The 23,672-nt window shown below is 70.2% G+C and carries 22 protein-coding genes; 13 read left to right on the top strand and 9 right to left on the bottom strand.

Features of this window, described 5'->3' with window-relative positions:
* Positions 1-96 precede the first annotated feature (96 nt).
* Positions 97-357, bottom strand: coding sequence for a metal-sensitive transcriptional regulator (locus F0U44_RS06095; RefSeq protein WP_149727298.1), 261 nt, complete (start codon positions 355-357; stop codon positions 97-99).
* Positions 358-440: 83 nt separating this feature from the next.
* Here F0U44_RS06095 and F0U44_RS06090 point away from each other — a divergent pair, with 83 nt between their 5' ends.
* Genes F0U44_RS06090 through F0U44_RS23715 form a run of 3 tightly spaced genes read left to right on the top strand, consistent with a single transcriptional unit; the run spans position 441 to position 3,150 of the window.
* Positions 441-2,600, top strand: a complete 2,160-nt coding sequence (locus F0U44_RS06090) for an MMPL family transporter (RefSeq protein ID WP_149727297.1) — start codon at positions 441-443, stop codon at positions 2,598-2,600.
* Between the two features lie 20 nt (positions 2,601-2,620).
* Positions 2,621-3,007, top strand: coding sequence for a carboxymuconolactone decarboxylase family protein (locus tag F0U44_RS06085; RefSeq protein WP_149727296.1), 387 nt, complete (start codon positions 2,621-2,623; stop codon positions 3,005-3,007).
* Between the two features lie 20 nt (positions 3,008-3,027).
* Complete coding sequence (locus F0U44_RS23715; protein WP_281292621.1) at positions 3,028-3,150, top strand: DUF8730 family Cys-rich protein; 123 nt, start codon at positions 3,028-3,030, stop codon at positions 3,148-3,150.
* A gap of 108 nt (positions 3,151-3,258) precedes the next feature.
* Here F0U44_RS23715 and F0U44_RS06080 read toward each other — a convergent pair whose 3' ends face one another.
* A complete protein-coding gene (locus tag F0U44_RS06080) occupies positions 3,259-3,642 on the bottom strand; it encodes a FadR/GntR family transcriptional regulator (RefSeq protein WP_149727295.1) in 384 nt (127 codons plus the stop codon).
* 155 nt (positions 3,643-3,797) lie between these two features.
* On the opposite strand from F0U44_RS06080, the gene F0U44_RS06075 reads away from it, so the two are divergent.
* Complete coding sequence (locus F0U44_RS06075) at positions 3,798-5,135, top strand: alpha/beta hydrolase domain-containing protein (protein ID WP_149727294.1); 1,338 nt, start codon at positions 3,798-3,800, stop codon at positions 5,133-5,135.
* Between the two features lie 22 nt (positions 5,136-5,157).
* On the top strand, positions 5,158-6,222 hold the full coding sequence (locus F0U44_RS06070) for an SDR family oxidoreductase (protein ID WP_223163582.1): 1,065 nt from the start codon (positions 5,158-5,160) through the stop codon (positions 6,220-6,222).
* 70 nt (positions 6,223-6,292) lie between these two features.
* Here F0U44_RS06070 and F0U44_RS06065 read toward each other — a convergent pair whose 3' ends face one another.
* On the bottom strand, positions 6,293-8,578 hold the full coding sequence (locus tag F0U44_RS06065) for an RICIN domain-containing protein (RefSeq protein WP_149727293.1): 2,286 nt from the start codon (positions 8,576-8,578) through the stop codon (positions 6,293-6,295).
* A gap of 254 nt (positions 8,579-8,832) precedes the next feature.
* On the opposite strand from F0U44_RS06065, the gene F0U44_RS06060 reads away from it, so the two are divergent.
* On the top strand, positions 8,833-11,070 hold the full coding sequence (locus tag F0U44_RS06060) for an ATP-binding protein (protein ID WP_149727292.1): 2,238 nt from the start codon (positions 8,833-8,835) through the stop codon (positions 11,068-11,070).
* Here F0U44_RS06060 and F0U44_RS06055 read toward each other — a convergent pair.
* Both F0U44_RS06055 and F0U44_RS06050 read right to left on the bottom strand, forming a co-directional pair.
* Entirely contained in the window at positions 11,067-11,750 is a 684-nt protein-coding gene (locus F0U44_RS06055; RefSeq protein WP_149727291.1) for a PaaI family thioesterase, read from the bottom strand. The genes F0U44_RS06060 and F0U44_RS06055 overlap by 4 nt on opposite strands.
* Positions 11,751-11,814: 64 nt before the next feature.
* Positions 11,815-12,450: a TetR/AcrR family transcriptional regulator gene (locus F0U44_RS06050; protein WP_149727290.1), complete on the bottom strand. Its 636-nt coding sequence runs from the start codon at positions 12,448-12,450 to the stop codon at positions 11,815-11,817.
* 46 nt (positions 12,451-12,496) lie between these two features.
* Here F0U44_RS06050 and F0U44_RS06045 point away from each other — a divergent pair, with 46 nt between their 5' ends.
* Together F0U44_RS06045 and F0U44_RS06040 are read left to right on the top strand one after the other, a co-directional pair.
* On the top strand, positions 12,497-14,296 hold the full coding sequence (locus F0U44_RS06045; protein ID WP_438616480.1) for an acyl-CoA dehydrogenase family protein: 1,800 nt from the start codon (positions 12,497-12,499) through the stop codon (positions 14,294-14,296).
* Positions 14,283-15,344 (top strand): oxygenase MpaB family protein, encoded by a 1,062-nt coding sequence (locus F0U44_RS06040; protein ID WP_149727289.1) that lies wholly within the window; start codon positions 14,283-14,285, stop codon positions 15,342-15,344. The genes F0U44_RS06045 and F0U44_RS06040 overlap by 14 nt, the downstream gene beginning before the upstream one ends.
* A 45-nt stretch (positions 15,345-15,389) precedes the next feature.
* Here F0U44_RS06040 and F0U44_RS06035 read toward each other — a convergent pair whose 3' ends face one another.
* The 4 genes from F0U44_RS06035 to F0U44_RS06020 form a co-directional block, all read right to left on the bottom strand.
* Positions 15,390-15,779: a GIY-YIG nuclease family protein gene (locus F0U44_RS06035; protein ID WP_149727288.1), complete on the bottom strand. Its 390-nt coding sequence runs from the start codon at positions 15,777-15,779 to the stop codon at positions 15,390-15,392.
* Between the two features lie 136 nt (positions 15,780-15,915).
* Positions 15,916-17,346: a hypothetical protein gene (locus F0U44_RS06030; protein ID WP_149727287.1), complete on the bottom strand. Its 1,431-nt coding sequence runs from the start codon at positions 17,344-17,346 to the stop codon at positions 15,916-15,918.
* Positions 17,343-17,804 carry a hypothetical protein gene (locus F0U44_RS06025; protein WP_149727286.1) on the bottom strand — a complete coding sequence of 154 codons (462 nt, stop codon included), beginning with the start codon at positions 17,802-17,804 and terminating at the stop codon, positions 17,343-17,345. Before F0U44_RS06025 ends, F0U44_RS06030 begins: the two co-directional genes overlap by 4 nt.
* A 39-nt stretch (positions 17,805-17,843) precedes the next feature.
* On the bottom strand, positions 17,844-18,881 hold the full coding sequence (locus tag F0U44_RS06020; RefSeq protein WP_149727285.1) for an AraC family transcriptional regulator: 1,038 nt from the start codon (positions 18,879-18,881) through the stop codon (positions 17,844-17,846).
* A 97-nt stretch (positions 18,882-18,978) separates the two neighbouring features.
* Between F0U44_RS06020 and F0U44_RS06015 the strand changes: the two genes are divergently transcribed.
* The 5 genes from F0U44_RS06015 to F0U44_RS05995 are packed head-to-tail and all read left to right on the top strand — an operon-like array spanning position 18,979 to position 23,620.
* Entirely contained in the window at positions 18,979-20,172 is a 1,194-nt protein-coding gene (locus tag F0U44_RS06015; protein WP_149727284.1) for a lipid-transfer protein, read from the top strand.
* Positions 20,173-20,192: 20 nt separating this feature from the next.
* A complete protein-coding gene (locus F0U44_RS06010) occupies positions 20,193-20,630 on the top strand; it encodes a type II toxin-antitoxin system Rv0910 family toxin (RefSeq protein ID WP_149727283.1) in 438 nt (145 codons plus the stop codon).
* Positions 20,627-21,505 (top strand): MaoC/PaaZ C-terminal domain-containing protein, encoded by an 879-nt coding sequence (locus F0U44_RS06005; RefSeq protein WP_149727282.1) that lies wholly within the window; start codon positions 20,627-20,629, stop codon positions 21,503-21,505. Before F0U44_RS06010 ends, F0U44_RS06005 begins: the two co-directional genes overlap by 4 nt.
* Position 21,506: 1 nt before the next feature.
* On the top strand, positions 21,507-22,385 hold the full coding sequence (locus F0U44_RS06000; RefSeq protein ID WP_149727281.1) for an SDR family oxidoreductase: 879 nt from the start codon (positions 21,507-21,509) through the stop codon (positions 22,383-22,385).
* The gene (locus F0U44_RS05995; RefSeq protein ID WP_149727280.1) at positions 22,382-23,620 is read left to right on the top strand and encodes an acyl-CoA dehydrogenase family protein; all 1,239 of its coding nucleotides are present in this window, start codon (positions 22,382-22,384) and stop codon (positions 23,618-23,620) included. The genes F0U44_RS06000 and F0U44_RS05995 overlap by 4 nt, the downstream gene beginning before the upstream one ends.
* Positions 23,621-23,672 lie beyond the last annotated feature (52 nt).

The following is a 23,672-nucleotide window of genomic DNA, read 5'->3' as shown; positions in this document are numbered from 1 at the left end:
GCTGCGTCCAGTGAAGGCGCGGGAGTCAGGTGTCCGACACGGGAGAACTACGCAGGTCACTACCTACAGATCTCCGTAGGGCCGTCCTGATACCGGTCAGGCGAGGGAGAGGAAGACCTTCTCCAGCTTCTTGGCATCGACGCTGTCGAGGGAGCCCTCGACGAGGCACTGCTGGAGCCCGGTCGCGACCAGGGCGTAGCCGCCGCGGCTGACGGCCTTGTTGACGGCGGCGATCTGCATCATCGCGTCCTCGCAGTCGGCGCCCTCCTCGAGCATCCGGATCACCGAGGCGAGGTGTCCGTTGGCGCGCTTGAGGCGGGTGATGACGGGCTTGATGTCTTCGGGGTCGAGCTTCACATCTTCGATTCTACATCCCCCCGGGGGGATGTGCTAACGTTGTTCGTCGTATCCCCCCGGGGGGATACGAAAGGAGTACGACGATGACGCAGATCGATCGCGAGACCCGCTCCGAAGCGGGCGCCCCGAGCGCAGGAGCCGGGGCACTGGGAAGGCTCGGGACATGGGCGGCCGACCACCGCCGCGTGGTGGTGGGCGTGTGGGTGCTGCTCGTCGTCGGCCTGGGTGCCTTCGCGCCGGCCGTCGAGAAGAACCTCTCCGGCGCCGGCTGGCAGGACAACGGGTCGGAGTCGGTGGCCGTGCGCGAGCTCGCGCAGGACCACTTCGGCGGCAACGCGAGCCACGCGATCCAGGTGGTCGTGCACAGCACGGACGCACCGCTCGACGAGGGCGACGGGCCTGCCGTGATCGACCGGGTCGTCGGCCTGCTCGAGCAGGAACCCCGGCTGGCCGAGGTCATCGCGCCGATCCCGGGCGTGAGCCTGTCGGCGGACGGTCGGACGGCCGTCGTACTCGCCGGAGCCGGCGTCGACGCCAACGAGATGGTGCGCGTGGCGACCGAGGTCAAGGGAGACCTCGAAGCGCTCTCGACCGACGCGGTCCAGGTCAACCCGACCGGTTCGTCGCTGATGTGGTCGGACTTCAACGAGGCCAACCTCGAGGCGATGATGACCTCGGAGATGTTCTCCTGGCCGGTCACCCTGGTGATCCTGGTGCTCGCCTTCGGGGCGCTCGTCGCAGCCGGTCTGCCGCTGATGCTCACCATCGCCGGGCTCGTCGCGACCGCCGGTTCGCTGGTCCTCCTCAACGAGGTCACGCCCGTCTCCATCTGGGCCATGAACTTCGCGATGATGTTCTCCCTCGCGCTCGGCATCGACTACGCGCTCTTCCTCGTCGCGCGGTTCCGTGCCGCTCGGATGGGCGAGCAGGTGTCGGTCCACCAGGCGATCGAGCAGACGATGGACACCGCCGGCAAAGCGGTGCTGCTCTCCGGCGCGACCGTGCTCGTCTCGTTGTCAGCGGTGCTGCTCGTCCCGTCGCCGGCCTTCCGGTCGGTCGCGGGCGGGATCATGATCTCGGTCGTCTTCGTGCTGGCCGCGACGCTCACCCTGCTGCCCGTCGTGCTCGCCTCGCTCGACGACCGAATCAACCGGCTGTCGCTCCCGTGGGTGCGCCAGGGCGAGCACCGCAGCCCGGCCTTCGCTGCGTGGGGGGAGCGGCTGTGGAACCGCCCGGTGGTCTGGGGTGTCGGTTCGCTGCTGGTGCTCGTCGCCCTCGCCGCACCCGTCATCGGTCTGAAGACCGCGATGCCCTCGATCAAGGTGCTGCCCGACGACGCGACCGCACGGATCGGCTACGCCGAGGTGCAGCGCGCCTTCGGGCCGGGGGCGCCCGGCATTCTCCAGGTGGTCGTCCCGGCTGAGGACGCGGCTGCTGCGACCGCGGTGTTGCAGGCGGACGAGGGGATCGCCGCCGTACTGCCGGCGACGCCGGCCGCCGACGGCAGCGACCTCGTGATGGTGCAGGCCGTGCCGAGCGTCGACCCCTCCGACCCGGCGCTGGTCGACACCGTCGACCGCCTGCGCGCCGACCTGCCACGGGATGCTCTGGTTGGTGGAGCGGCGGTCGAGAACAGCGATCTCAAGTCGCAGCTCGACCGGTCGACACCGCTGGTGATCGGGGTCGTGCTCGCCCTCGGCTTCCTGCTCCTGCTGATCGCTCTCCAGGCCCCGCTGATTGCGCTGCTCGGCACGCTGGCCAGCCTGCTGTCGACGGCCGCTGCATTCGGCGTCGCCCGCCTGGTCTTCCAGAATGGTCACGGCGCCGGGCTGCTCGGCTTCGAGTCGCAGGGGTTCCTCGACGCGTGGGCCCCGCCGTTCTTCTTCGCGATGATCTTCGCGATCGCGATGGATTACACGGTCTTCCTCCTGGCCTCGGCCAAGGAGCACTGGGAGCGGTCCGGCGATCCCAAGGAGGCGATGGTCGGCGCGGTCGCGCACTCTGGTCGGGTCATCTTCGCCGCCGGTGGCGTGATGGTCGCGGTGTTCCTCACCTTCGCCCTATCTGGCCCGCTCCCGCCCAAGGAGATGGGCTTCATCCTCGGGATCGCGGTCTTGCTCGACGCCTTCGTCGTGCGCCTGGTGCTGCTGCCGGTGCTGCTGAGGATCGCCGGGCGCGCTGCCTGGGCCTCGCCGCGATGGCTGCGTCGGGTGCTCCCCGACCTCTCCTTCTCCCACTCATGAACCACATGAAAGGCATCACGATGACCACCATCCACGAAGGCAGCGCCTACGGACGCCAGGTCCTGCGCGAGCTCACCCCGCAGCACCGCGAGCTGCGGCGGGCGATCCCCGAGGTCTATCAAGGCTTCGGTGAGCTGAGCCGGGCCGCCTTCGCCGATGGCGCGCTCGACCGGCGGACCAAGGAGCTGATCGCGTTGGCGATCGGCGTGGTCGAGGGGTGCGACGGTTGCGTCGCATCCCACGCGCAGGCTGCTGTGCGCGCGGGTGCCACCCGGCAGGAGGCAGCGGAGGCGATCGGCGTCACCTTCCTCATGCACGGCGGTCCGGCGACCATCCACGGCGCTCGCGCGTATGAGTCGTTCTGCGAGTTCGCGGATGCCCTTGACGCGGGTGATACTCCGTCCTGAAGCCGAAGAGAGGATCCACCATGTGTTACGCGACGCCCTGCCGCACCTGCGGCAAGACGACCTGGGCCGGCTGCGGCGACCACGTCGACGAGGTGGCTGCGCAGGTGTCCGCCGAGCAGTGGTGCCCCGGTCACGATGCCTGAGGCGACGAGGCTTCGGCTCCTAGACCGGAGGGGATTGCGTGAAGCAGGTTCACGAAAGTCCCTCCACTTCCGCAAGTCGGAGGCCTTTCGTCTGAGCCGTCACGGCTCCTAGTGAGTCGCGCGCAGGAGCACGTTGCTCAGGTGCGTTGCCATCGCCGTGGAGGCTGCCTGGGCGTCGCGGAAGCGGATCGCGGTGACCACGGCACGGTGCTCCTCGGCGCTGGGGTCGCCGTAGCCACCGTGCTGGCAGCAGGACAGCCGCCCCATCGCCGAGAGCGTGGTGGACAGGTTGTCCTCGATCAGCAGGTTGCCGGCCTCGCGTGCGATGAGGACGTGGAAGTCGACGTCGCCGACCTGCTCCATCCGGCTCAGGGCGCTGTCGCTGCGGCGCAGCGCCGCACGTCCCGCGAGCCGTGGCTCGACGATGAGGCGGTAGTCGACGAGCTCCTCGAGGGTGCGGGAGTCCACGAGCATCGAGATCGCCTCGTGCACGCCTGCTCCTCCCGTCGCGTGGCCTGAACAGAGTTGGACGGCCCTGAGGCCCCCCGGTCGACAGGGCCGTCCATGCTCCGTCAACCAGGATGCGACCGGCGCTCCGGGCGTGGATCCGTAGGACTACGGAACTTCGCTACGGAGATGATGTCCCGGTGACCGCGCCGACCTTCACCCTCCTTCCTGCCGGCGCGCCGGTGCTCGCCGCCGTCAACCCCGGGCCCGAGCTCGCCGCGGTCGGCTTCGCCGAGCAGGAGTACGTCGTCAGCGGCGTCGCCGATCGCTTCGAGTCTGCTGCGGGCGCCACGGCGGTGGTCACCGGAGACCCGGCGCCGTTCACCACCCGGATCCTCGTGCGGGCGCCGGTCGAACCGGCAGCGGCCAGCGGGGTCGTGGTTGTCGAGTGGCTCAACGTCAGCAGCGGCAGCGACGCCGCGCCCGACTACACCTACCTCGCCGAGGAGATCGTGCGGCAGGGTCACGCGTGGGTCGGGGTCTCTGCCCAACAGGTCGGCGCCGTTGGCGGCCCGCCCTCGGTCGGCGGCGATCCGTCGCTCGGATTGCGGGGCACGGACCCGAGCCGCTACGGCGTCCTCGACCACCCGGGCGATGCCTACGCCTATGACATGTTCACGCGGATCGCCGCCGCGCTGACCGAACCCGGCGGGCCGCTCGGTGACCTCAGCGTGATCCGGAGGATCGCGGTCGGTGAGTCGCAGTCGGCGTTCGCGTTGACGACGTACGTCACCCGGATCGCGCCCCTGGCCGGCCTCTTCGACGGCTACCTGATCCACAGCCGCGGTCGCTACGAACTGGGGCTCGGGCTCCCCGGGCAACCGGCCGACCTGGAGGTCGCCCGCCAGGGAGACGCCGCCACCTTCGGCGACGACCTCGACGCCGACCTGATCGTCGTACAGACCGAGACCGACGTGCTGTCACCGCGCTTCGGGTTCATCGACGCCCGGCAGCCGGACGGGCCGCGTCGTCGTACCTGGGAGATCGCCGGCACCGCCCACGCCGACCTCTGGCAGATCGGCGAGTTCGAGTCGCTGCTCGGCTGCCCGGAGCCGGTCAACCGGGGCCAGCAGGCCTACGTGCTCCGCGCCGCCCTCCGCGCGCTCGCGACAGGCGACGCAACATCGACACCTCGAGCAACCAACCTCGACACTTCGTCAGCGCAAGAGCGACACTTCGCGAGGGATCAGGTGGGGAACGTGCGGGGTGGGGTGCGGACGCCGTGCGTGGAGGTGCCGACGCAGGTGCTGAGCGGACTGGCGGCGCCGGGGATCTCGGTGCTGTGCAGCTTGTTCGGGTCGACGCGGGACCTGCCGGGCGAGGTGCTGCGCGAGCGGTATGCGTCGGTGGAGGACTACCTCGAGCAGTACGCCGCCGCGACCGATGCCGCCATCGCGGCGGGGTTCGTGCTCGCGGAGGACCGCGAGGCGCTGCTGGCCGAGGCCCGTCCGGACCTCGTCGCGGCCGCCCACGCGTAGCCGGCCGCCCTATGCTCCGCAGATGACCACCATCGACCTCGACGCCCCGGTCCTGGTGACCGGAGCCACCGGTTACGTCGCCAGCTGGATCGTCCGCTACCTGCTCGAGGACGGCCGCACCGTGCGCGGCACCGTGCGCAACCCGGACAAGACGTCCGGCCTCGAGCACCTCACAGCACTCGCCGAGGCCCACCCCGGCCGGCTGACGCTGCACAAGGCCGACCTGCTCGACCTGGGCAGCTACGACGAGGCGATGGCGGGCTGCGAGCTGGTCATCCACACGGCGTCGCCGTTCCTGCTCGGCAAGGTCCGCGACCCCGAGCGCCAGCTCGTACGGCCGGCGCTCGAGGGCACCCGCAACGTGCTGGCCAGTGTCAACGCGACGCCGTCCGTCAAGCGCGTGGTGCTCACCAGCAGCGTGGTCGCGATCCACGGCGACAACGTCGACATGAAGGGCCGCGGCGCGTTCACCGAGGACGACTGGAACACCACCAGCAGCGCCGACCACCAGCCCTACCCCTACTCCAAGACCGTCGCGGAGAAGGCGGCCTGGGAGATCTGCGGCGAGCAGAACCGCTGGGACATGGTCACGATCCACCCGGGCCTGGTGCTCGGCCCGTCGCTGACGACCGCGAGCAAGTCGGGGTCGATGACCACGATGAGGGCGTTCACCGACTTCACCCTGGCCGGCGGTGCACCCGACCTGGCGATGGGGATGGTCGACGTACGCGACGTGGCCCGCGCGCACATCTCGGCCGGCTTCACCCCCGACGCGCACGGCCGCTACATCACCAACGCGCGGTCGATCACGATGCTCCAGATCGGCAAGATCCTGCGCAAGCGGTTCGGGCGGACCTACCCGTTCCCCTACAACAAGGTGCCGAAGGCGGCGTTCAAGCTGGTCGCACCGGTGGCCGGCTACACGCGCGAGTTCGTGGACAAGAACGTCGGCTGGCCGCTGGAGTTCGACAACTCACGCAGCCGCAGCGAGCTCGGCCTGGCCTACCGCAAGGCCGAGGACACCATCGGCGACCACTTCCAGCAGATGATCGACGACGGCATCGCACGGCGGCGGCCGCTCAGCTGAGGCAGCTCGGCGGAGTAGGGACCGGGGCCCGGACCAGTGGGGTGGACGTCCGGGACCCGGTGATCAGGGGTTACGGCGTGACGACCGACGGTGACCACTGGACGGCGGGGCTGCCGTCGCAGGTGCGCCGCACCAGCAGGGTCCCGGCCGTGGTCGCGTCACCGGCGGGGGCGAGGCAGGTGCCCGTGTCGACGTTGACGAGGGCGACGCCACCGGCGGGGTGCTGGAGCACCTTCCACTTCTGGTTGTCGCCGCTGTGGCAGCTCCACGTGCCGGCGTCGCTCGAGCCGTAGCCGTCGACGCACTGGTTGGTGCTCACCTCACGGATCGCCCAGGTGCCGTCGCCGTTGGCGGTGAAGCTGAACCGCGCGCCGATGCCCTTGGCGCGCTGGACCAGCTCCTCGTAGCCGCCGGATCCGGCCGGGAGGCCGGCGAAGAGACCGGAGAGGCCGTTGCGCAGCTGGTACTGCTTGGTCGGGTCGGCCGGCGCGGCGGCGGGCCAGGTGGAGACCGCCGGCACCGCGACGTCCCAGGCGTGGTTGAGCTTGAGGCTGCACGTCGCCTGCGCCAGCACCGCGCCGATGGTCATGTTGTCGTCCTTCGGCGTCAGGCACTGGCCCGAGCCGACGTTGACCAACGCGGCGCCGCCCTTGGGGTGCTGGGCCACGCGCCAGCGCTGGCCCACCGAGCTGTCACACGCCTGCTGGACGACCAGGGCGCCGTCGGTGCCCACGCAGTTGCCGGTGCCGGCGTTCTTCACGTAGTAGCTGGTGCCGGTGCCGGTCGGGGTGAAGCGGAACTTCGAGAAGTTGTTGTGGGTCGGCCGCTGGACCAGGCCCGGGGTCGCCGGGCTCTCCGCCTTCACTGCTGCCAGGTAGTCGGACTGCCGATTGGTGAGCTCGTACTTCGTGTTGGCGAAGACCGGCACGTCGGCCCAGGTCGAGGCCGCAGGCGGAGCGACGTAGGGGTCGACCCGGAAGATCGCCACGCCCGTGGCCGTCTTGCCGGTCGCGTCGCGGACGACGTACTTCACCCAGTCGATCGTGTCGGCCGCGGCCACGTGGGGCCCGGTGTAGGTGATCGCGTTGTTGAAGACCGAGACCTTGCCGCCGAGGTGGCTGGTCGGCTCCACGGACAGCACGGTGAGCTTGTCGCCGTTGGCGTCGTGGTCGTTGGCCAGCGGGCGGAAGCGCCGCGACACCCGCGCGTCGACGTTGTCGACGAGGTCGAGTGCGGCGTACGGCGGCACGGGTACGTCGAAGGTGCCCAGTGGCGTGAACGGCGGGGTGGCCTGGTGGGTCTGCTGGTAGTCGCGGTGGCGGAAGATCGCCGACAGCTCGGTGCCGTCGAAGCGGTTGAACTGGTTGCCCGACATCACCGTCGGGCCCTCGGGGCCGTTGGTGTGGTTGTCGCGGCCGCTCCAGTTGTGACCCACCTCGTGGCGCGTCACGACCGGGTCGGCGTAGCTACCGAGCACCGAGGCGCCGGTCCAGTCGGACCCAGCGGTGCCGATCCAGGCGACGCCGCCACCGCTGTCGGGCGTGCTGCGCAGCATGACCACGTCGGAGTTCGAGTCGGCCTGGTTGTCGGCCCACTCGTCGGAGACCTTGCCGAGCAGGTCGGTCCCGTCGGCATAGGGGTTGGCCGTCGCGTCGGCGCGGATGATGACCCGGCCCAGCGCCGGCCGGAGCATCGCGTCCTGGATGTAGAGGCCGGCCATCTCGGCGACCTCGGCCTCCACCGCGTCGAGGGCGACGTCGACCGAGCTGCCGACCGTCGGGTCGGTGAACCAGTCGTAGGACAGGTCGTAGCCGATGTCCCAGCGGTAGGTGGTCGTGCCGGCCTGGCCTGCGCCAGTGCTGACGTTGCGGGACTCCGTGGTCGAGCTCGGCCACTTGAAGGTGGTCGGCTGGGTGAGACCGCGGGTGTAGTAGACGTCGCCGTCACGGAAGAACCAGGTCGCGCCGCGGTCGAAGGTGACGGTGCCCTCGAGCACGCCGTCGGAGCGCCGGATCGCGGTGCTGACCGCGGTCGGGTCGCCGTCGACCGAGCCGAGGTAGCCGCGCTCGGCGCCGACCGACTGCGGCACCAGGCTGCCGTCGGCCTGCTGGAGCAGCACCTCGAAGTCGGGGCCGCGCAGCGCGAAGGGCTGCATCCGGACGGTGATCGTGCGACCGCCGTACGTCATGGTCTGGGTGACCTCACCGACCACCGAGCTGGCCCCAGCGGGCGCTGCCGGTGCTGCGGTCGAGGCCGGTGCGGCGATGACCGCCGCCGGTGCGGCGAGGATGGTGGCCAGCAGGCCGAGCGCAGCGGCCCGTGCCCGGCGGCGCGTCGTCGTTGTCGTGAAGTTCATCAGGATCCCCCCCAGGTCCATCAACGTTGGTACCGATCGTCGTACCACTCGCGGAACGAACTCACCGTAGTCCCGGAGGCAACCTCCGCCTGCCACAGCGGGAACGCGTCGAGCTCGTGGCTGGTCAGCGGCCAGGAAGTCCGGTCCATCGGGCAAGCGTGCCGCTGCGGCCGGTCGGGGCGGATCCGTACCGGTACGGAGATCGGCTACGGACTTTCGGGGCTCGCCCCCACTCCGATCACTAGGCTCAGGCCGTGACCGTCGGCTCGGTGTTCTTGGCGCCCTTCCTCGGCAGGGTCGCGGAGTCGGCGTTGCTGCAGGAGCAGGTCGCCAGCCATCGGCTCGTGACGCTCCTCGGACCCGGCGGCATCGGCAAGACCCGGCTCGGCTACCGCTTGTGCGACCAGCTCAGCGAGGGTTCCGAGCAGCCGGTGTGGAGCGTCGACCTCGCCGAGCTCGCCGACGCCTCCGTCCTCGGCAGTGCGATCGCCGAGGCGATGGGACTGCCCGCGGCCTCTGACCAGGTCAGTGTCGAGGCGCTCGCCGATCACATCGGCGACCGGGACGCCCTCCTCTACCTGGACAACTGCGAGCACCTGGTCGACGGGTGCGCCGAGCTGGTGACCGCGCTCCTGCAGCGGTGCGGACGGTTGCGCGTGCTCACGTCCAGCCGGCAGCCGCTCCGCGTGCGCGGCGAGCGGGTCTACCCGGTGCCTCCGATGACCGGGGCCGATGCCCGTGAGCTCTTCGTCGACCGGGCGACGGCGGCACTGCCGGAGTGGTCGGCGGTCGACGAGGACATCGTCGACCAGCTCTGCGCCGCGGTCGACGCGGTGCCGTTGGCCGTCGAGCTGCTGGCCACGCAGGTCGGCGTCTTCGCGCCCGACGTCATCCTGGCGCGGGTGACCGACCGGGTCGTCCGCGGCGGCACGGTGCGGGGGAGCCTGCCGCGGCAGCAGTCCGTGGACGCGTGCCTCCAGTGGAGCTATGACCTGTGCAGCGAGCAGGAGCGGCTCCTGTGGATCCGGGCCTCGACCTTCGCCGGCGGCTTCACGATCGAGGGTGCCGAGGGCGCCTGCAGCGGCAGTGGTCTCGCCGCCGGCGACGTTGCCGGCGCGATCGCCGGCCTGGTGGACAAGTCCGTGCTCGCACGGGACGCGCATGACCCGACGGGCCGCTACCGGATGCTCGAGATCATCCGGCAGTACGGCCACGACCGGCTCGACGAGGCCGGCGAGCGCGAGGTCTGGCGTCGGCGGCACCGTGACTACTACCTGGACCTCGCCGAGCTCTTCGAGCGCGACTGGTGCGGGCCGCGGCAGAAGTCGTGGATGGACCGGTGGCGACCGGAGCGCGCCAACCTTCGGCTCGCGTTCGACTACTCGGTGTCCAGCGCCGACGAGGCGCCGTGCGCAATGCGGATGGCGGCGGTGTGCGAGCACTTCTTCGCCTCGACCGGCGGTGGTGGGGAGGCGCTGCACTGGCTCAAGCTCGCCCTCGCCCACGAGACCGGCACCGACCTCGAGCGGGCGTCGGCGTTGCGGATCGCGTGCTTCATCGCCAACCTCGTCAACGACCTGCCAGCTGCAGCCACGCTCTTCGACGAGCTCGAGGCGCTCGCCGAGGAGTCCGGCGACGACCTGGTGCGCGCCCTCATGCTCTACGCCGGCTGTGTGGTCCGCACCTGGCAGAACGACGTCGAGGCCGGTGCCCGGCTCGGCGCCGAGGGCATCGAGCTGCTCCACCGGATCGGTGGCCAGATCGGGCTCGAGGCCAACCTGCACTTCCTGCGCGGGATGGTCCTGGGCTGGGCGGACCAGCCCGAGGAGTCGGCGGTCAACTACCGCGGCTGCCTCGACCTCACCGAGCCGCGGGGCGAGCGCTGGCTCAGCAGCTACTCGGCGTGGGGCTTGGGCCTCGACGCCCTGCTCGCGGGTGACGTCGAGGAGGCGATCCGGCTGGAGCGGTCGGCGCTCGAGGCCAAGGCGGACTTCCAGGACCAGCTCGGCATCGGGCTCGCGACCGAGGTGCTCGCCTGGGCAGCCGCCGCCCAGCGGCGAGGTCGCGACGCGGCGATCCTGCTCGGCATGGCGGAGTCGATCTGGGACGCGATCGGCATGAGCATCGCCGCGATGCCCTACATTGCGCGGCGGCGCGAGGCCGGGGTCGCCGACACCCGGGCGCTGCTGTCCGGCGCCGACTTCGACGACCTCGTCGGGCTCGGGAGGTCGCTGCCGCAGGCCGAGGTCGTCGACATCGCCCTGGGACGCCGAGTCGCGCAACCCGCCGTCAGCGCGGTGGCGACCACGTTGACGAAGCGCGAGCGGGAGATCGCCCGGCTGGTTGCTTCGGGAGCGACCAACAAGGCCATCGCCGAGCACCTGGTCATCTCGGTGCGGACCGTCGAGTCCCACGTCGAGAACCTGCTGCGCAAGCTCGAGGTGGCGACCCGCGCCCAGGTCGCCGACCGGCTCGCGGAGCTGGGCGTCTAGTCGAGCGAGCCGATCCCGCTCGGGGTGTCGGGCTCCTGCGCCCAGCGCGGCGTGATGAACAGGCCGCTGGCCTCGACCGAGGGGGTCGCTCCCTCGACGTCGGCGGCGATCCAGGCCGTCACGGTGACCTTGCGCCCGGACTGCTCGGTGATCTTCGCGGCCATCTTGATCGGGCCGAGCGGGAGCGGCTGCACGTAGCGGAGCGTGAGAGTGCCGGTCACGACGACCCGGGTGTGCCGCTCGCTGGCGGTCTCGCCCATCAGGTGGTCGAGGACCATCGCAGACACCCCGCCGTGCACGCTGCCCGGGGGACCCTCGTAGGGGACCCCGAGAGTCAATGTCGAGCCGACCGTGCCGTCGTCTGCCCACTCCAGCTCGACGGGTGGGGCCACCGCGTTGCGGACGCCGACCACCGCGTTGCCCCAGTTCCAGGACCGGCCCTCGGCGTTGAAGTGGATGCCGGCCGGCCCCTCCAGCGCATCGGCGGCGAGCAGGGCAGTGGCCTCCTGGACCAGCGCGCGGGCTCGGGCGACGTCGTCGGCGTCGACGCGGGTGCGGATCGACACGTCGTTGAGGTCGCGGACGTCCTGCGCGAGTCCGCCGTAGAGCGCCTCGGCAGCATCGACGTCGCTCGTCGGGATGTCCTCGAAGGAGAACGACGACAGGGAGAGGCTCGACATCCCAGTGAATCTAGCGGCGTGGGCGCCGAATGAGAACGTGTTCTATATCCCAGTGGGGTCGCAGTCAGGCGTCGCGGAGGGCGCGGTGGACCGCCTTGCCGACCAGCTCGCCGAGGTCGTCGGGTGCCCAGTCGTTGTCGTCGTCGAGCAGGCTGCGCACCGCGGACTCGCACGACGACATGAACAGCTCGATGAGCACGGGCAGCTTGCGCTCGAGGTCGGGGGTCTGCCACCACCGCTCCATGGCCGGCCCGATCCAGGCCGTCGACTGCTCGCGGACGTGGGCGCGGGCTTCGCGGAAGCGGGCGGACAGGGCCGGGTCGGGCTCGCCGGACAGCAGCAGCATCCAGGCCTCGGGGTGCTCGGCCGCGCCGACCAGCAGCGCGCGGAAGCCGTCGACGAAGGCCTTCTCGGGATCTTCGGCCACGCCGGAGCTGCGCAGCGCCGAGATCACCGACCACAGCAGCGCGGAGCTCTCGCGTTCCAGCAGCGCCTCGACCATCTCGACGCGGTCGCTGAAACAGCTGTAGACGACAGGGCGGGTCACGCCCATCTCCTTGGCCACCGCGCCGATCGTCACGGCGCCGATGCCCTGATCCACCGCGATCGCCCGCGCCGCGTCGAGCACCGACGGCCGACGGCGCTCAGGCCCGAGGTGGGCGGCGCGGGTGCGCGGGGTGCGCTTGTCGACGTGGGGCACGAGCAGATCCTAGGCGCCGAGTGATTTCCTGCACAGATGTAGCAAAATGCTACACCGGTGTATAAAGTCATCCGGCATGACGCTGTTCAACCCGCACGCGCCGGACTTCTCGGAGTTCGACCCCGCCACCCGCCGGATCTTCGAGGCGACCATCGAGTTCTTCGAGACCCGCGGCAAGCAGGTGCTCAAGGACCAGGACCGCGAGAACGTCTGGTACGCCGACTTCCTCGACCTCGTGAAGCGCGAGCGGGTCTTCGCCACGCTGCTGACCCCGTCGGCCGAGGCCGACGGCGACCCCGACAAGCGGTGGGACACCGCGCGGGTCGCGAAGTACAGCCAGATCCTGGGCTTCTACGGCATGGCCTACTGGTACGTCTGGCAGGTCAGCATCCTCGGCCTCGGTCCGATCTGGCAGAGCGGCAACGGCGAGGCCAAGCGCAAGGCCGCCGACCTGCTCGACTCCGGCGCGATCTTCGCCTTCGGGCTCTCGGAGAAGGAGCACGGCGCCGACGTCTACACGACCGACATGGTGCTGACGCCCGATGGTCAGGGCGGCTACAAGGCCAACGGCGGCAAGCACTACATCGGTAACGGCAACCAGGCCGGCATGGTGTCGGTCTTCGGCCGGATCGAGGGCCTCGGCGCCAACGCCAAGGACCAGGCGGGCTACGTCTTCTTCGTCGCCGACAGCCAGCACCCGGCGTACAAGCTCCGCAAGAACGTCGTCGACGCGCAGATGTACGTCGCCGCCTTCGACCTCGAGGACTACCCGGTGCGCGAGGAGGACGTCCTCCACCTCGGCTCCGAGGCGTTCGACGCAGCGATCAACACCGTCAACGTCGGCAAGTTCAACCTCGGCTTCGGCGCGATCGGTGCTGTCCAGCACGGGTGGCACGAGTCGATCACCCACGCTGAGAACCGGGTCCTCTTCGACAGCCGCGTCACCGACTTCAGCCAGGTCCGGGCGCTCTTCACCGAGGCCTGGGTGCGGCTCGCGGCGATGGAGCTCTACAGCGAGCGGGCGATCGACTACATGCGCTCCGGAACCGCCGAGGACCGGCGCTACCTGCTGGTCGACGCGATCGAGAAGATGAACGTCACCCGCCAGGGCGCCAAGGTCTACGACCTGATGGCCGACGTGATCTCGGCGAAGAGCTTCGAGAACGACATGTACTTCCCCATGGGCGCGATCGCGATGATGGGGTTGCCCCGACTCGAGGGCACCGTGCACGTCAACATGGCGCTGGCGCTGAAGTTCCTGCCGCCCTACCTCTTCGCCCAGCCGGACGGCCCGGGCCTCCCGGAGCGGCGCCGCGACGCCGCCGACGACACCCACCTCTTCCAGCAGGGTCCGGCCAAGGGCCTGAGCCGGGTGCGGTTCCACGACTGGCGCGCGACCTTCGCCGGCTACCAGCACCTGCCCAACGTGGCGCTCTTCCTCGAGCAGGTCGACGCGTTCCTCAACGTGCTGGTCGCGTCGCCGCTGAGCGATGACCAGATGACCGACCTCGACCTTCTGCTGGTGGTCGGCGACATCTTCACGAGCGTCCCCTACGGCGAGCTGATCCTGCAGCAGGCCTCGATCAACGGGGGCAACGGGGGCGTCGACGACGACATCCTCGACAGCATCTTCGAGGTCCTCGTGCGCGACGTCTCCGCCCACGCGCTGACGCTCGCGGCGAAGCCCACCGTGACCCCCGCCCAGGAGGAGGCGGCTCGCGCCATGATCCGGCGGCCGTCGTACGACGCCGAACGCAGCGCTCGGGTCTGGGCCCAGGCCCGGGCGNNCCGCCAACACCTACGCGATGAACCCGTGAGCAAAGGAGCCCGCGATGAGCAAGCGTGACAAGAGGACCATCCAGCCGCACGAGGACTACGGGTTCTTCGGCCCCGACTCGGTGACCTGGAAGGTGTGGGGCTACGCGACCACGCCGTTCATCGGCATCGAGCGGGCGACCGTGGTCGAGGAGCTGGATCCGCACCTGCTGCGTGCCGTGCACGACACCGGCGCCAACTACGCGCGGTTGGACACGAGGTACGCACGGACCGTGCAGTACTTCGCCTCCGTCGCGTTCGCCGACAGCCGGACGGTGTCGAAGATGGCCGACGTCCTGGTCAAGGTGCACTCCAAGGCGATCGGGCACGACCCGGTGACCGGGCGCCCGTACGACGCCAACGACCCGTCCTCGCAGCTCTGGATCCTCATCACCGGCTGGCACTCGGTGCTCAAGGCCTACGAGCTGTTCGGGCCGGGCAAGCTGACGGAGGACGAGGAGCGCCAGTACTGGGCCGAGTGCGCGATCGCGGCCGAGCTGCAGACCTGCGACCCGGCCGACGTCCCGCGGTCGCGCGAGGAGGTGCGCGCCTACTTCGAGGAGTGGCGTCCGCGGCTGGCCGCCAGCGAGGCGACCCAGCAGATGATGGACCACCTCCTCAACGGCGCCAACGCGATCGTGCCCAACAAGGGGGTCTGGCGCCTGGTCCGACCGATCGCGAACTGGTCGTTGCGCACCGGCACCATCGCCACGATGCCGCGCTACATGCGGAGCATGGCGGGCGTGCGGCAGTCTCGCCTCACCGACCTGCTCGTCCGGCCCTACCTGCGACTGGTCTTCGGCGCGGTCCACCACGTGATGCCGCTGAAGCTGCTGGCGATCCGTCAGCTCTCGCCCAAGCTGCTGCCCGTCGTGCTGCCGTACTGGAACGACGTCCCGCCCGAGAGCCCGGTGGTGCTCACGCCCGCGGAGGCCCGCGAGCGCTACGGCTACGCGCGCCCCTCGGAAGCCCACCTCGAGCTGCGCGCGAAGCAGCGCGAGCGGGTCTTCGGCCGCGGCGAGGCGCCCAGCGACATCGGGATCATCGAGTCCCAGGAAATCCTGGGCTCGATCGCCTGAGCTGGTTGAGGGGTTTCGAGGCTCGTCGCTAGCGCTCCTCGCACCTCAACCACCGGGGTATGCCGCTGGTTGAGGTGCGAGCGCAGCGAGCCTCGAAACCAAGGCCCTACATGCCTCCTGGGGGCCATCGCACTGTTCCTCGAGCTTCCGTTGAGCGCTCGGGCGTTTCGCGAGGAAGGGCAGGGCCTCCCAGTCGTTGCGGATGAGGGCTTCACGCTTCGCGCGGCTCCAGCCCTGGACCCGCTTCTCGAACCAGAAGGCGTCGTCGATCCGGTCGAACCAGCCGCTCCAGACAAGTTCGACGGGTCGTCGACGCCGTGTGTAGAGCGGCCCGAGGTCGTCGGTGCCGTGCTCATAGAGGCGGCGTTCGAGATCGATGGTGCTTCCGGCGTAGTAGGAATCGTCTGCGCACTTCAGGAGGTAGGCCCACGGCATCCCTCGACGGTCGACGACGCCGCGGATCAGGCCAAACGAGGCAAGGTCGACCTGTGGACGATGTCGGGTCGGCTTTGGCCTGTGGAGGTTTCGAGGCTCGTCGCTAGCGCTCCTCGCACCTCAACCACCACAGGGCTTACGCGGCCAGCGCAGCGACGGTCGCGCCGACGACGACCGTCGCGGCGGTGAGCGCCCACTGGAGGGCAGTGAGCAGCCGCGACGGCTCGTCGCCGGGCTCGACCTCCGGCCGCCGTACGGCGTCGAGGACCGTGCGGCCGAGCACGACGACCGCCAGTCCGCCGAGCGCGCCGGCGGTGGTCCAGTAGCGCGAGCCGGCGAGGTGCACGAACGGCTGGGTCAGCAACGCCAGCAGCCCGACCTTCACCAGCACCGCGACGACCTGGTCGCTGTAGCGGCGCCGGCTCACGACGAGCAGTGCGGCGACGACCAGCCACGACACCGGCCCGAAGATGCGCAGGCTCAGGTCGCGGGCGACCCACTGCCAGAACCCCTGGTCGTGCGGTGCGTCGGGCGGCTTGAGGAGCGACCCGAAGCCGTCGATGCGGCGGTAGCGGTCGAAGTTGTCGACGACGTCGCGGGCGTAGCCGTGGGCGGTGACCTCCTCGCGGGCGTGGTCCGACATCTCGTCGAGCACGCTGACCTCGCCCTCGCCGGTCGCGCGGGAGACCTCCCGCGCGTAGCGCACTGGTGCGAACCACACGGTGCTGCCGGGGTCGCACGGGCCGAAGCAGACCTCGGCCCGGTCGCCGAAGGTGTTGGCGAGCGAGGTCGGCACCGACGTCGTGGTGACGACGCGGTCGTGGAGGGTGAGCGAGGCGCTGAGCGACCACGGGACCAGGAGAGCGACGAAGGCGAGGCCGGCGGCGAGGACCGGCAGCAGGGCGGCGCGCCGCAACCTCGAGACCAGCAGGACCACCGCGGTCACGGCCATTGCGGCCACCGCCAGTGACGCGCTCGAGCGCAGGTAGACCACCGCGATCCCCAGGGACCCGAGCCAGATCCCGTCGCGCACGGACAACGGCCGCCCGGCGCGGGCCTCGCGCAGCACCTCGACGAGTCGCCCGAGCAGGATGACGAGGACGAGGCCGGCCAGCAGGTCGCCGTACGCCGTCAGGGAGAGCAGTACCCAGACGGGCACCAGCGCGGGGAACAGGCAGAGGGCCAACGCGAAGGGGCGCCCCAGCGTGCGGTGGGTCGAGCGGACGGCCAGCACGAAGACGACGCCCGAGACGAGGCCGAGCCAGGCCCGCGCCCACCCATCGTCGGCGTGCGGCGCGACCAGGTAGAACGGCGCGAGGACCAGCCCCATGCCGGGCATGAACCACCCGCTGCCGATGACGTTGCGCGACAGCTCCGCCGAGTCGGGCCCACGCAGGGACACCAGGTCGCGCACCAGGTTGGCCAGCGCGCACCCGGCGTCGCGGTAGGCGACCTCGTCGCCGCGGAAGGGCAGCTCGGCCACCCGCCAGAAGAGCACGACCTTGATCGCGAGCGCGGCCGCGACCAACGCAACCAGCGGGTCGACCCGAGAGGGGCGACGGGTCATCCGTACTCCGTGGACGGCGCCCAGTCCGGCGGGAAGCGCTTCGTGGTCTGCGGGTCACGGCAGGCGGGGGCGTCGCTCGACAGCGGGGCGGTCGGCAGGCGCAGGGTGATGGTGCCACGCACGATCGCCTGGTCGTCGTAGGGCGTGATGGTCGCTGCGCTCCGAGGCAGGCCCGCGTGGCGCAGGGCGACCCTCAGCCGGTGGCGGACCTCGGCGGTGTCGAGCTCGTCCCACTGCAGCGTCAGCACCCGCTGTCCGTGGACGTCGCCGTCGGTGCGCACCTGGTAGGGGAAGTCGAGGGTCAGGCCGCGCGGGAGCGGGTAGCAGCCGAGCTCGATCGTGTCGGGCGGCAGATCGGGGCGGTAGCTCCCCGACGGCACTGCGCGGCCCAGGGCCGGGCTGATGAGCACTGCGACGACGGCGACCGCGACCGCAACGAAGAGTCCGAGCTTCCCCACACCCGTTCAGACGCCGCGGGGTGGGTGTTCGGTTGCCTATCAGTCTTTACTTTCGCGCCGGTAGGCACTGGGAGGGCTGCCGGTCCAGCGGCGGAAGGCCCGGGTGAAGGCGCTGGGCTCGGAGAAGCCGAGCCGCTCCGCGATCTCGGCGAGCGACTCGTTGCCGGCGACCAGGGCGGAGACGGCGGCGTCGCGCAGCACCTCGTCCCGGATCTGGCGCAACGACGTCTCCTGGGCGGCGAGCTTGCGGCGCAGGGTCTGCGGGCTCATCGCCAACCGCTCAGCGATGTGGTCGGCGGGCGGCTGCTCGCTGCGGAGCCCCTGGACGACCAGCCGCCGGACCTGGTCGGCGGTGCTGGTGCGGTCGTTCGTCGGTCGGGCGAGCAGCCCCGCCGGCGACCGGGCGACGAACAAGTCGACCGCCGCCTCGTCACGCATGAGCGGCGCGGTCAGCCAGGAGGCGTCGAAGACGAGCGCCGGCCGGGGCGTCTCGTAGACCTGGGGCGCACCGAAGACCAGCTCGGGCATCTCCCGGCTGGCCGGGGCTCGGAACGGCAGCTCGACGGCGCGCAGCGGGATCGGGCGTGCGACCGCCCACGACATCACCCGGTGCGCCACCGCCAGGCCGGTGTAGGTCATCAGGTGCTCGGGGTCGTCGAACCCCTGCGTCAGGTCGAGAGACAGCCGCGCCGCGTCCCCGTCCCGGACCAACCCGACGGGCGGCAGTGCGGGCATCGCGCGGCTGAAGCCTTGGACCCGGTCGAGCGCGGCGCCGAGGTCGGGGGCGCCGCTGGCGCCGTACAGGAGGAGCCGGAACGAACCGCGTGGCAGCGGGTGCGCCCCCATCCCGAACGCCTCGTCGTCGGTGTAGTGCCACATCGCCTGGACGATGCTGGTCGCCTGGGCCTCGGTGATCCGCGCTCGCCCCTGGGCGAGCAGCAGTGGCGGGATCCCGGCCTGGTGGAGGATCTGGTTGACGTCCCACTGCTGCGCGATCGCGAAGGACACCGCAGCCCGCACCAGCTCGATGGGGAGGGTGCGGTCCGGGGCGGATGATCGGGTCCGGCGCCGCTCCATGCCGGGCACGCTAGCAGCCGGTCATGAGCGTTTCGGTCAAGGAAATGGTCGGCTCTCGTCATCGGCTCAGGGCCGGGCGAGTGCGAACGTTGCAGCCATGAGCAACCGTGTGTTCGTCATCGGCGTGGGCATGACCAAGTTCGAGAAGCCCGGCCGCCGCGAGGGGTGGGACTACCCCCAGATGGCCAAGGAGGCCGGCAACAAGGCGCTCGAGGACGCCGGCGTCACCTACGACGCGATCCAGCAGGCCTACGTCGGCTACGTCTACGGCGAGTCGTGCAGCGGCCACCGCGCTGCCTACGAGCTCGGCCTCACCGGCATCCCGATCTTCAACGTCAACAGCAACTGCTCGACCGGCTCCAGCGCGCTCTACCTCGCCGCGCAGGCCATCCGGTCCGGCCAGAGCGACGTCACCCTCGCGCTCGGCTTCGAGAAGATGAACCCCGGCTCGCTCGGCACCACCTTCGACGACCGCGAGCAGCCGATGGGCAACCACATGCAGCTGCTCGCCGAGATCTCCGAGGTGCGTTTTCCGCCGGCCCCGTGGATGTTCGGCGCCGCCGGCCGCGAGCACATGGAGCAGTACGGAACGACGCCCGAGCACTTCGCCAAGATCGGCTTCAAGAACCACAAGCACTCGGTCAACAACCCCTACGCACAGTTCCAGCAGGAATACACGCTGGAGGAGATCCTCGGGTCGCCCGAGATCTACTCGCCGTTGACCAAGCTGCAGTGCTCGCCGACGAGCGACGGGTCGGGTGCCGCCGTACTCGCCAGTGAGAAGTACGTCGACGAGCACGGCCTCGCGGGACAGGCGGTCGAGATCGTGGGCCAGGCCCTGGTCACCGACTTCATGTCGACCTTCGAGAGCCGCACGGCCCGCGACATCATCGGCTATGACATGAACGTCCACGCTGCACGCGCGGCGTACGAGCAGGCCGGTCTCGGGCCTGAGGACGTCCAGGTCATCGAGCTGCACGACTGCTTCTCCGCCAACGAGCTCTGGCTCTACGAAGCGCTCGGCCTCTGCGGCGAGGGCGAGGCGGGCAAGCTCATCGACAACGACGACACGACGTACGGCGGCCGCTGGGTCGTCAACCCGTCCGGCGGCCTGATCTCCAAGGGCCACCCCCTCGGCGCGACCGGGCTCGCCCAGTGCGCCGAGCTCACCTGGCAGCTGCGCGGCACCGCCGACGCGCGTCAGGTGGACAACGTCACTGCAGCGCTCCAGCACAACGTCGGCCTCGGCGGCTCCGCCGTGGTCTCCCTCTACCAGCGCGCCGAGCGCTGATCTCGAAAGGACTGACCACCATGGGACAGCTCACCGCCACCCGCGACTTCGCCGCCTCCGCCGAGGACGTGTGGAACCTCGCCTCCGACCCCAACAACTTCGAGAAGTGGCTCACCCTCCACCAGAAGTGGAAGGGCGACATCCCCGCCGAGCTCTCGGTCGGCACCCAGCTGACCGAGGTGATCTCGATGATGGGCATGCCCAACACGATCACCTGGACCGTGGACGACTACGACGCGCCGAAGACCCTCTCGATCTCCGGCACCGGCATGGCCGGCGTGCAGGTCGCGATCTCGCTCGCGGCGACGCCGACCGACAGCGGGTCGACCTTCGACCTGTCGTGCTCGTTCGAGGGTCAGATGATCGTCGGTGCGCTCGGCAAGGCCATCGAGAAGCAGGGCGCTGCCGAGCTCGAGAGCTCGCTCGAGAACTTCGCTGCCCTGCTGGGTCAGGCATGACGGACCTCAAGTTCAACGCCGACGGCCTAGGGGCGTGGACCGAGGAGTCCCGCTTCGAGGTCACCCGCGAGCGGCTCATCGAGTACGCCGCGGCGACCAACGATCCGGTCCCCGCGCACCGGGCCGGTGACGTCGCGAGCCCGGTGTTCGCGATCGTGCCGGTCTTCCAGTCGCTGATCGAGCCGGCGCTCGAGGTCGTGCCGATGCAGCTGATCGGGAAGGTCGTCCACGGCGAGCAGGACTTCCGCTTCCACCGGCCGATCGTGCCCGGCGACGTGCTCGTCTCCCGGTCGCGGATGACCGGCTGGCAGGGCCTCCCCAACGGCACGGCCGCGTGCGTGCACATCGAGTGCCGCGACGGCAGCGAGGGTGGCGACGGGGCTCTCGTCAACGAGCAGTTCGTGACGTTCTTCGTGCGCGGCTTCGACAACGGCGACACCATCGGTGAGCTCGCGCCGGAGCACCGGTTCGACGAGTCGCTGCGCGACACCGATGCCGTCGCGCAGACCAAGCAGCACGTCGACGACGACCAGACCTTTCGCTACGGCCCCGCCGCCGGCGACCCGATGCCGATCCACCTCGACGAGGAGTTCGCCAAGGAGATGGGGCTGCCGGGCATCATCGCCCACGGCCTCTGCACGATGGCCTTCACCTCCTGGGCCGTGCTGACCGAGGTCGGTGGGTCGGACGTGTCGCGCCTCAAGCGGCTCGCGGTGCGCTTCGCGAAGCCGGTCCTGCCCGGGCAGGACATCACCACCACCATCTACCGGTCGGGATCCGAGGGTGGCGTCACGTCGTACGCCTTCGAGACCGCCGTCGACAGCGACCTCGTCATCAAGGACGGGCTCGCTGAGATCGCCGAAGAAGGAGCCTGACATGGGAGCACTCGACGGACGCGTCGCGATCGTCACCGGAGCGGGGCGCGGCATCGGCCGTGAGCACGCGCTGCTCTTCGCCCGCGAGGGCGCCAAGGTCGTGGTCAACGACCTTGGCGGCGGCAACGACGGCAGCGGAGCCGACACCGGTCCGGCCCAGGAGGTCGTCGACGAGATCCGGGCGCTGGGTGGCGAGGCCGTGGCCAACACCGACAGCGTGTCGACCTGGGCGGGCGCGAAGGCACTGGTCGACCAGGCGGTCGCCGAGTTCGGTCGCCTCGACATCCTCGTCAACAACGCGGGCATCCTGCGCGACGGCTTCATCGCTGGCCTCGATGAGGCCCAGTGGGATTCCGTCATCGACGTACACCTGAAGGGGCACTTCGCGCCGCTTCACTTCGCCGCCGAGTATTGGAAGGAGAAGTCGAAGGCCGGCGAGGAGGTCGCTGCGGCGGTCATCAACACCGCGTCGGCTTCCGGCACGACGATGCCCAACGCCGGCCAGGCCAACTACGGCGCCGCGAAGGCCGGCATCGCGGCACTGACCCTGGTCGCCGCCGACGAGCTCGAGCGGTACGGCGTCCGGGTCAACGCGATCGCCCCGATCGCCCGCACCCGGCTGACCCTGGCAACGCCCGGCATGGGCGCGATCTTCGCCGTCGAGCCCGAGGAGGGCGAGGTCGACCTCTTCTCCCCGGCCCAGATCTCCCCGCTCGTCGCGTGGCTGGCGACCGAGAAGTGCCCGGTCAACGGCAAGGTGTTCGCCGTCAGCGGCGGGTCGATCCAGCAGCTGAAGGGCTGGTCGGTCGAGCACACGATCGAGACCGACGACGACTGGACGCTCGACGGTGTGGCCGAGTCGCTGGAGGGCTGGTCATGATCGCCTGGTCGGACGCTGATCTCGCGATCCGCGACGCGGTGCGCGACTGGATCGACAAGGAGATCCGTCCCCACCTCGACCAGCTCGAGACCGGCGAGCTGCCGCCGTACGACATCATCCGCAAGCTGTTCGCCGACTTCGGGATCGGCGTGATGGCCGCCGAGGGCCTGGCGAAGGTGCTGGCGTCCGAGCGACGCAAAGCCGAGGGCGGGGAGCGGTCCGAGGGCGAGAAGGACACGGACGGTTTCGATGGCGCCGGTTCGATGGGCGCGATCCTGATCAGCGAGCTCGCGGGCGTCTCGCTCGGGACGGTCGCGTCGTTCGGCGTCTCGCTCGGTCTCGGTGCCTCGACGATCATGAGCAAGGGCACGCTGGCGCAGAAGGAGCGCTGGCTGCCGAAGATCGTGACGGCCGAGCACATCGCGGCGTGGGCGATCACCGAGCCCGACTCCGGCTCCGATGCCTTCGGCGGGATGAAGACGACCGTGCGCCGCGATGGGGACGGTTACGTCCTCAAGGGCCAGAAGACCTTCATCACCAACGGTCCGGACGCCGACGTGATCGTCGTCTACGCCAAGCTCGATGAGGGTGACGGCACCCCGATCCGGGATCGCAAGGTGCTGACCTTCGTGCTCGAGAAGGGCGACGAGGGTCTGGTCCAGGGCAAGGCGTTCAAGAAGATGGGGATGATGTCCTCGCCCACCGGCGAGCTCTTCTTCGATGACGTGCGGCTCGGTCCGGACCGGCTGCTCGGCGAGACGGAGGAGCGGTCGGGCGACGGGCGGGAGTCGGCGCGGGACAGCTTCGTGGCGGAGCGGGTCGGCGTCGCCGTACTTTCCCTCGGGATCATCAACGAGTGCCACCGGCTGTGCGTCGCCTACGCCAAGCAGCGTGAGCTCTGGGGCCGCCCGATCGCCGACCTGCAGCTCGTCCAGCTCAAGCTGGCGAAGATGGAGGTCGCGCGGATCAACGTGCAGAACATGGTGTTCTCCTCGCTCGAGCACGCGCAGCAGGGCAAGAAGCCTTCGCTCGCCGAGGCGTCGGCGATGAAGTGGTACTCCTCCGAGGCCGCGACCGAGGTGGCGATGGAGGCGGTGCAGCTCTTCGGCGGCAACGGCTACATGCAGGAGTACCGCGTCGAGCAGCTCGCGCGGGACGCCAAGTCGCTGATGATCTACGCCGGCAGCAACGAGATCCAGATCACCCACGTCGCGAAGGGGCTGCTGCAGGGGTAGGAGGACGACGGCGAGACCACCCGAGACCACTACGACCGGTACTTGTGAGTAA

The sequence above is a fragment of the Nocardioides humilatus genome (assembly GCF_008373755.1).
GTDB lineage: Bacteria > Actinomycetota > Actinomycetes > Propionibacteriales > Nocardioidaceae > Nocardioides > Nocardioides humilatus.
Note: the sequence above shows the minus strand (reverse complement) of the source record. Positions and strands in the feature narration are given on the sequence as shown.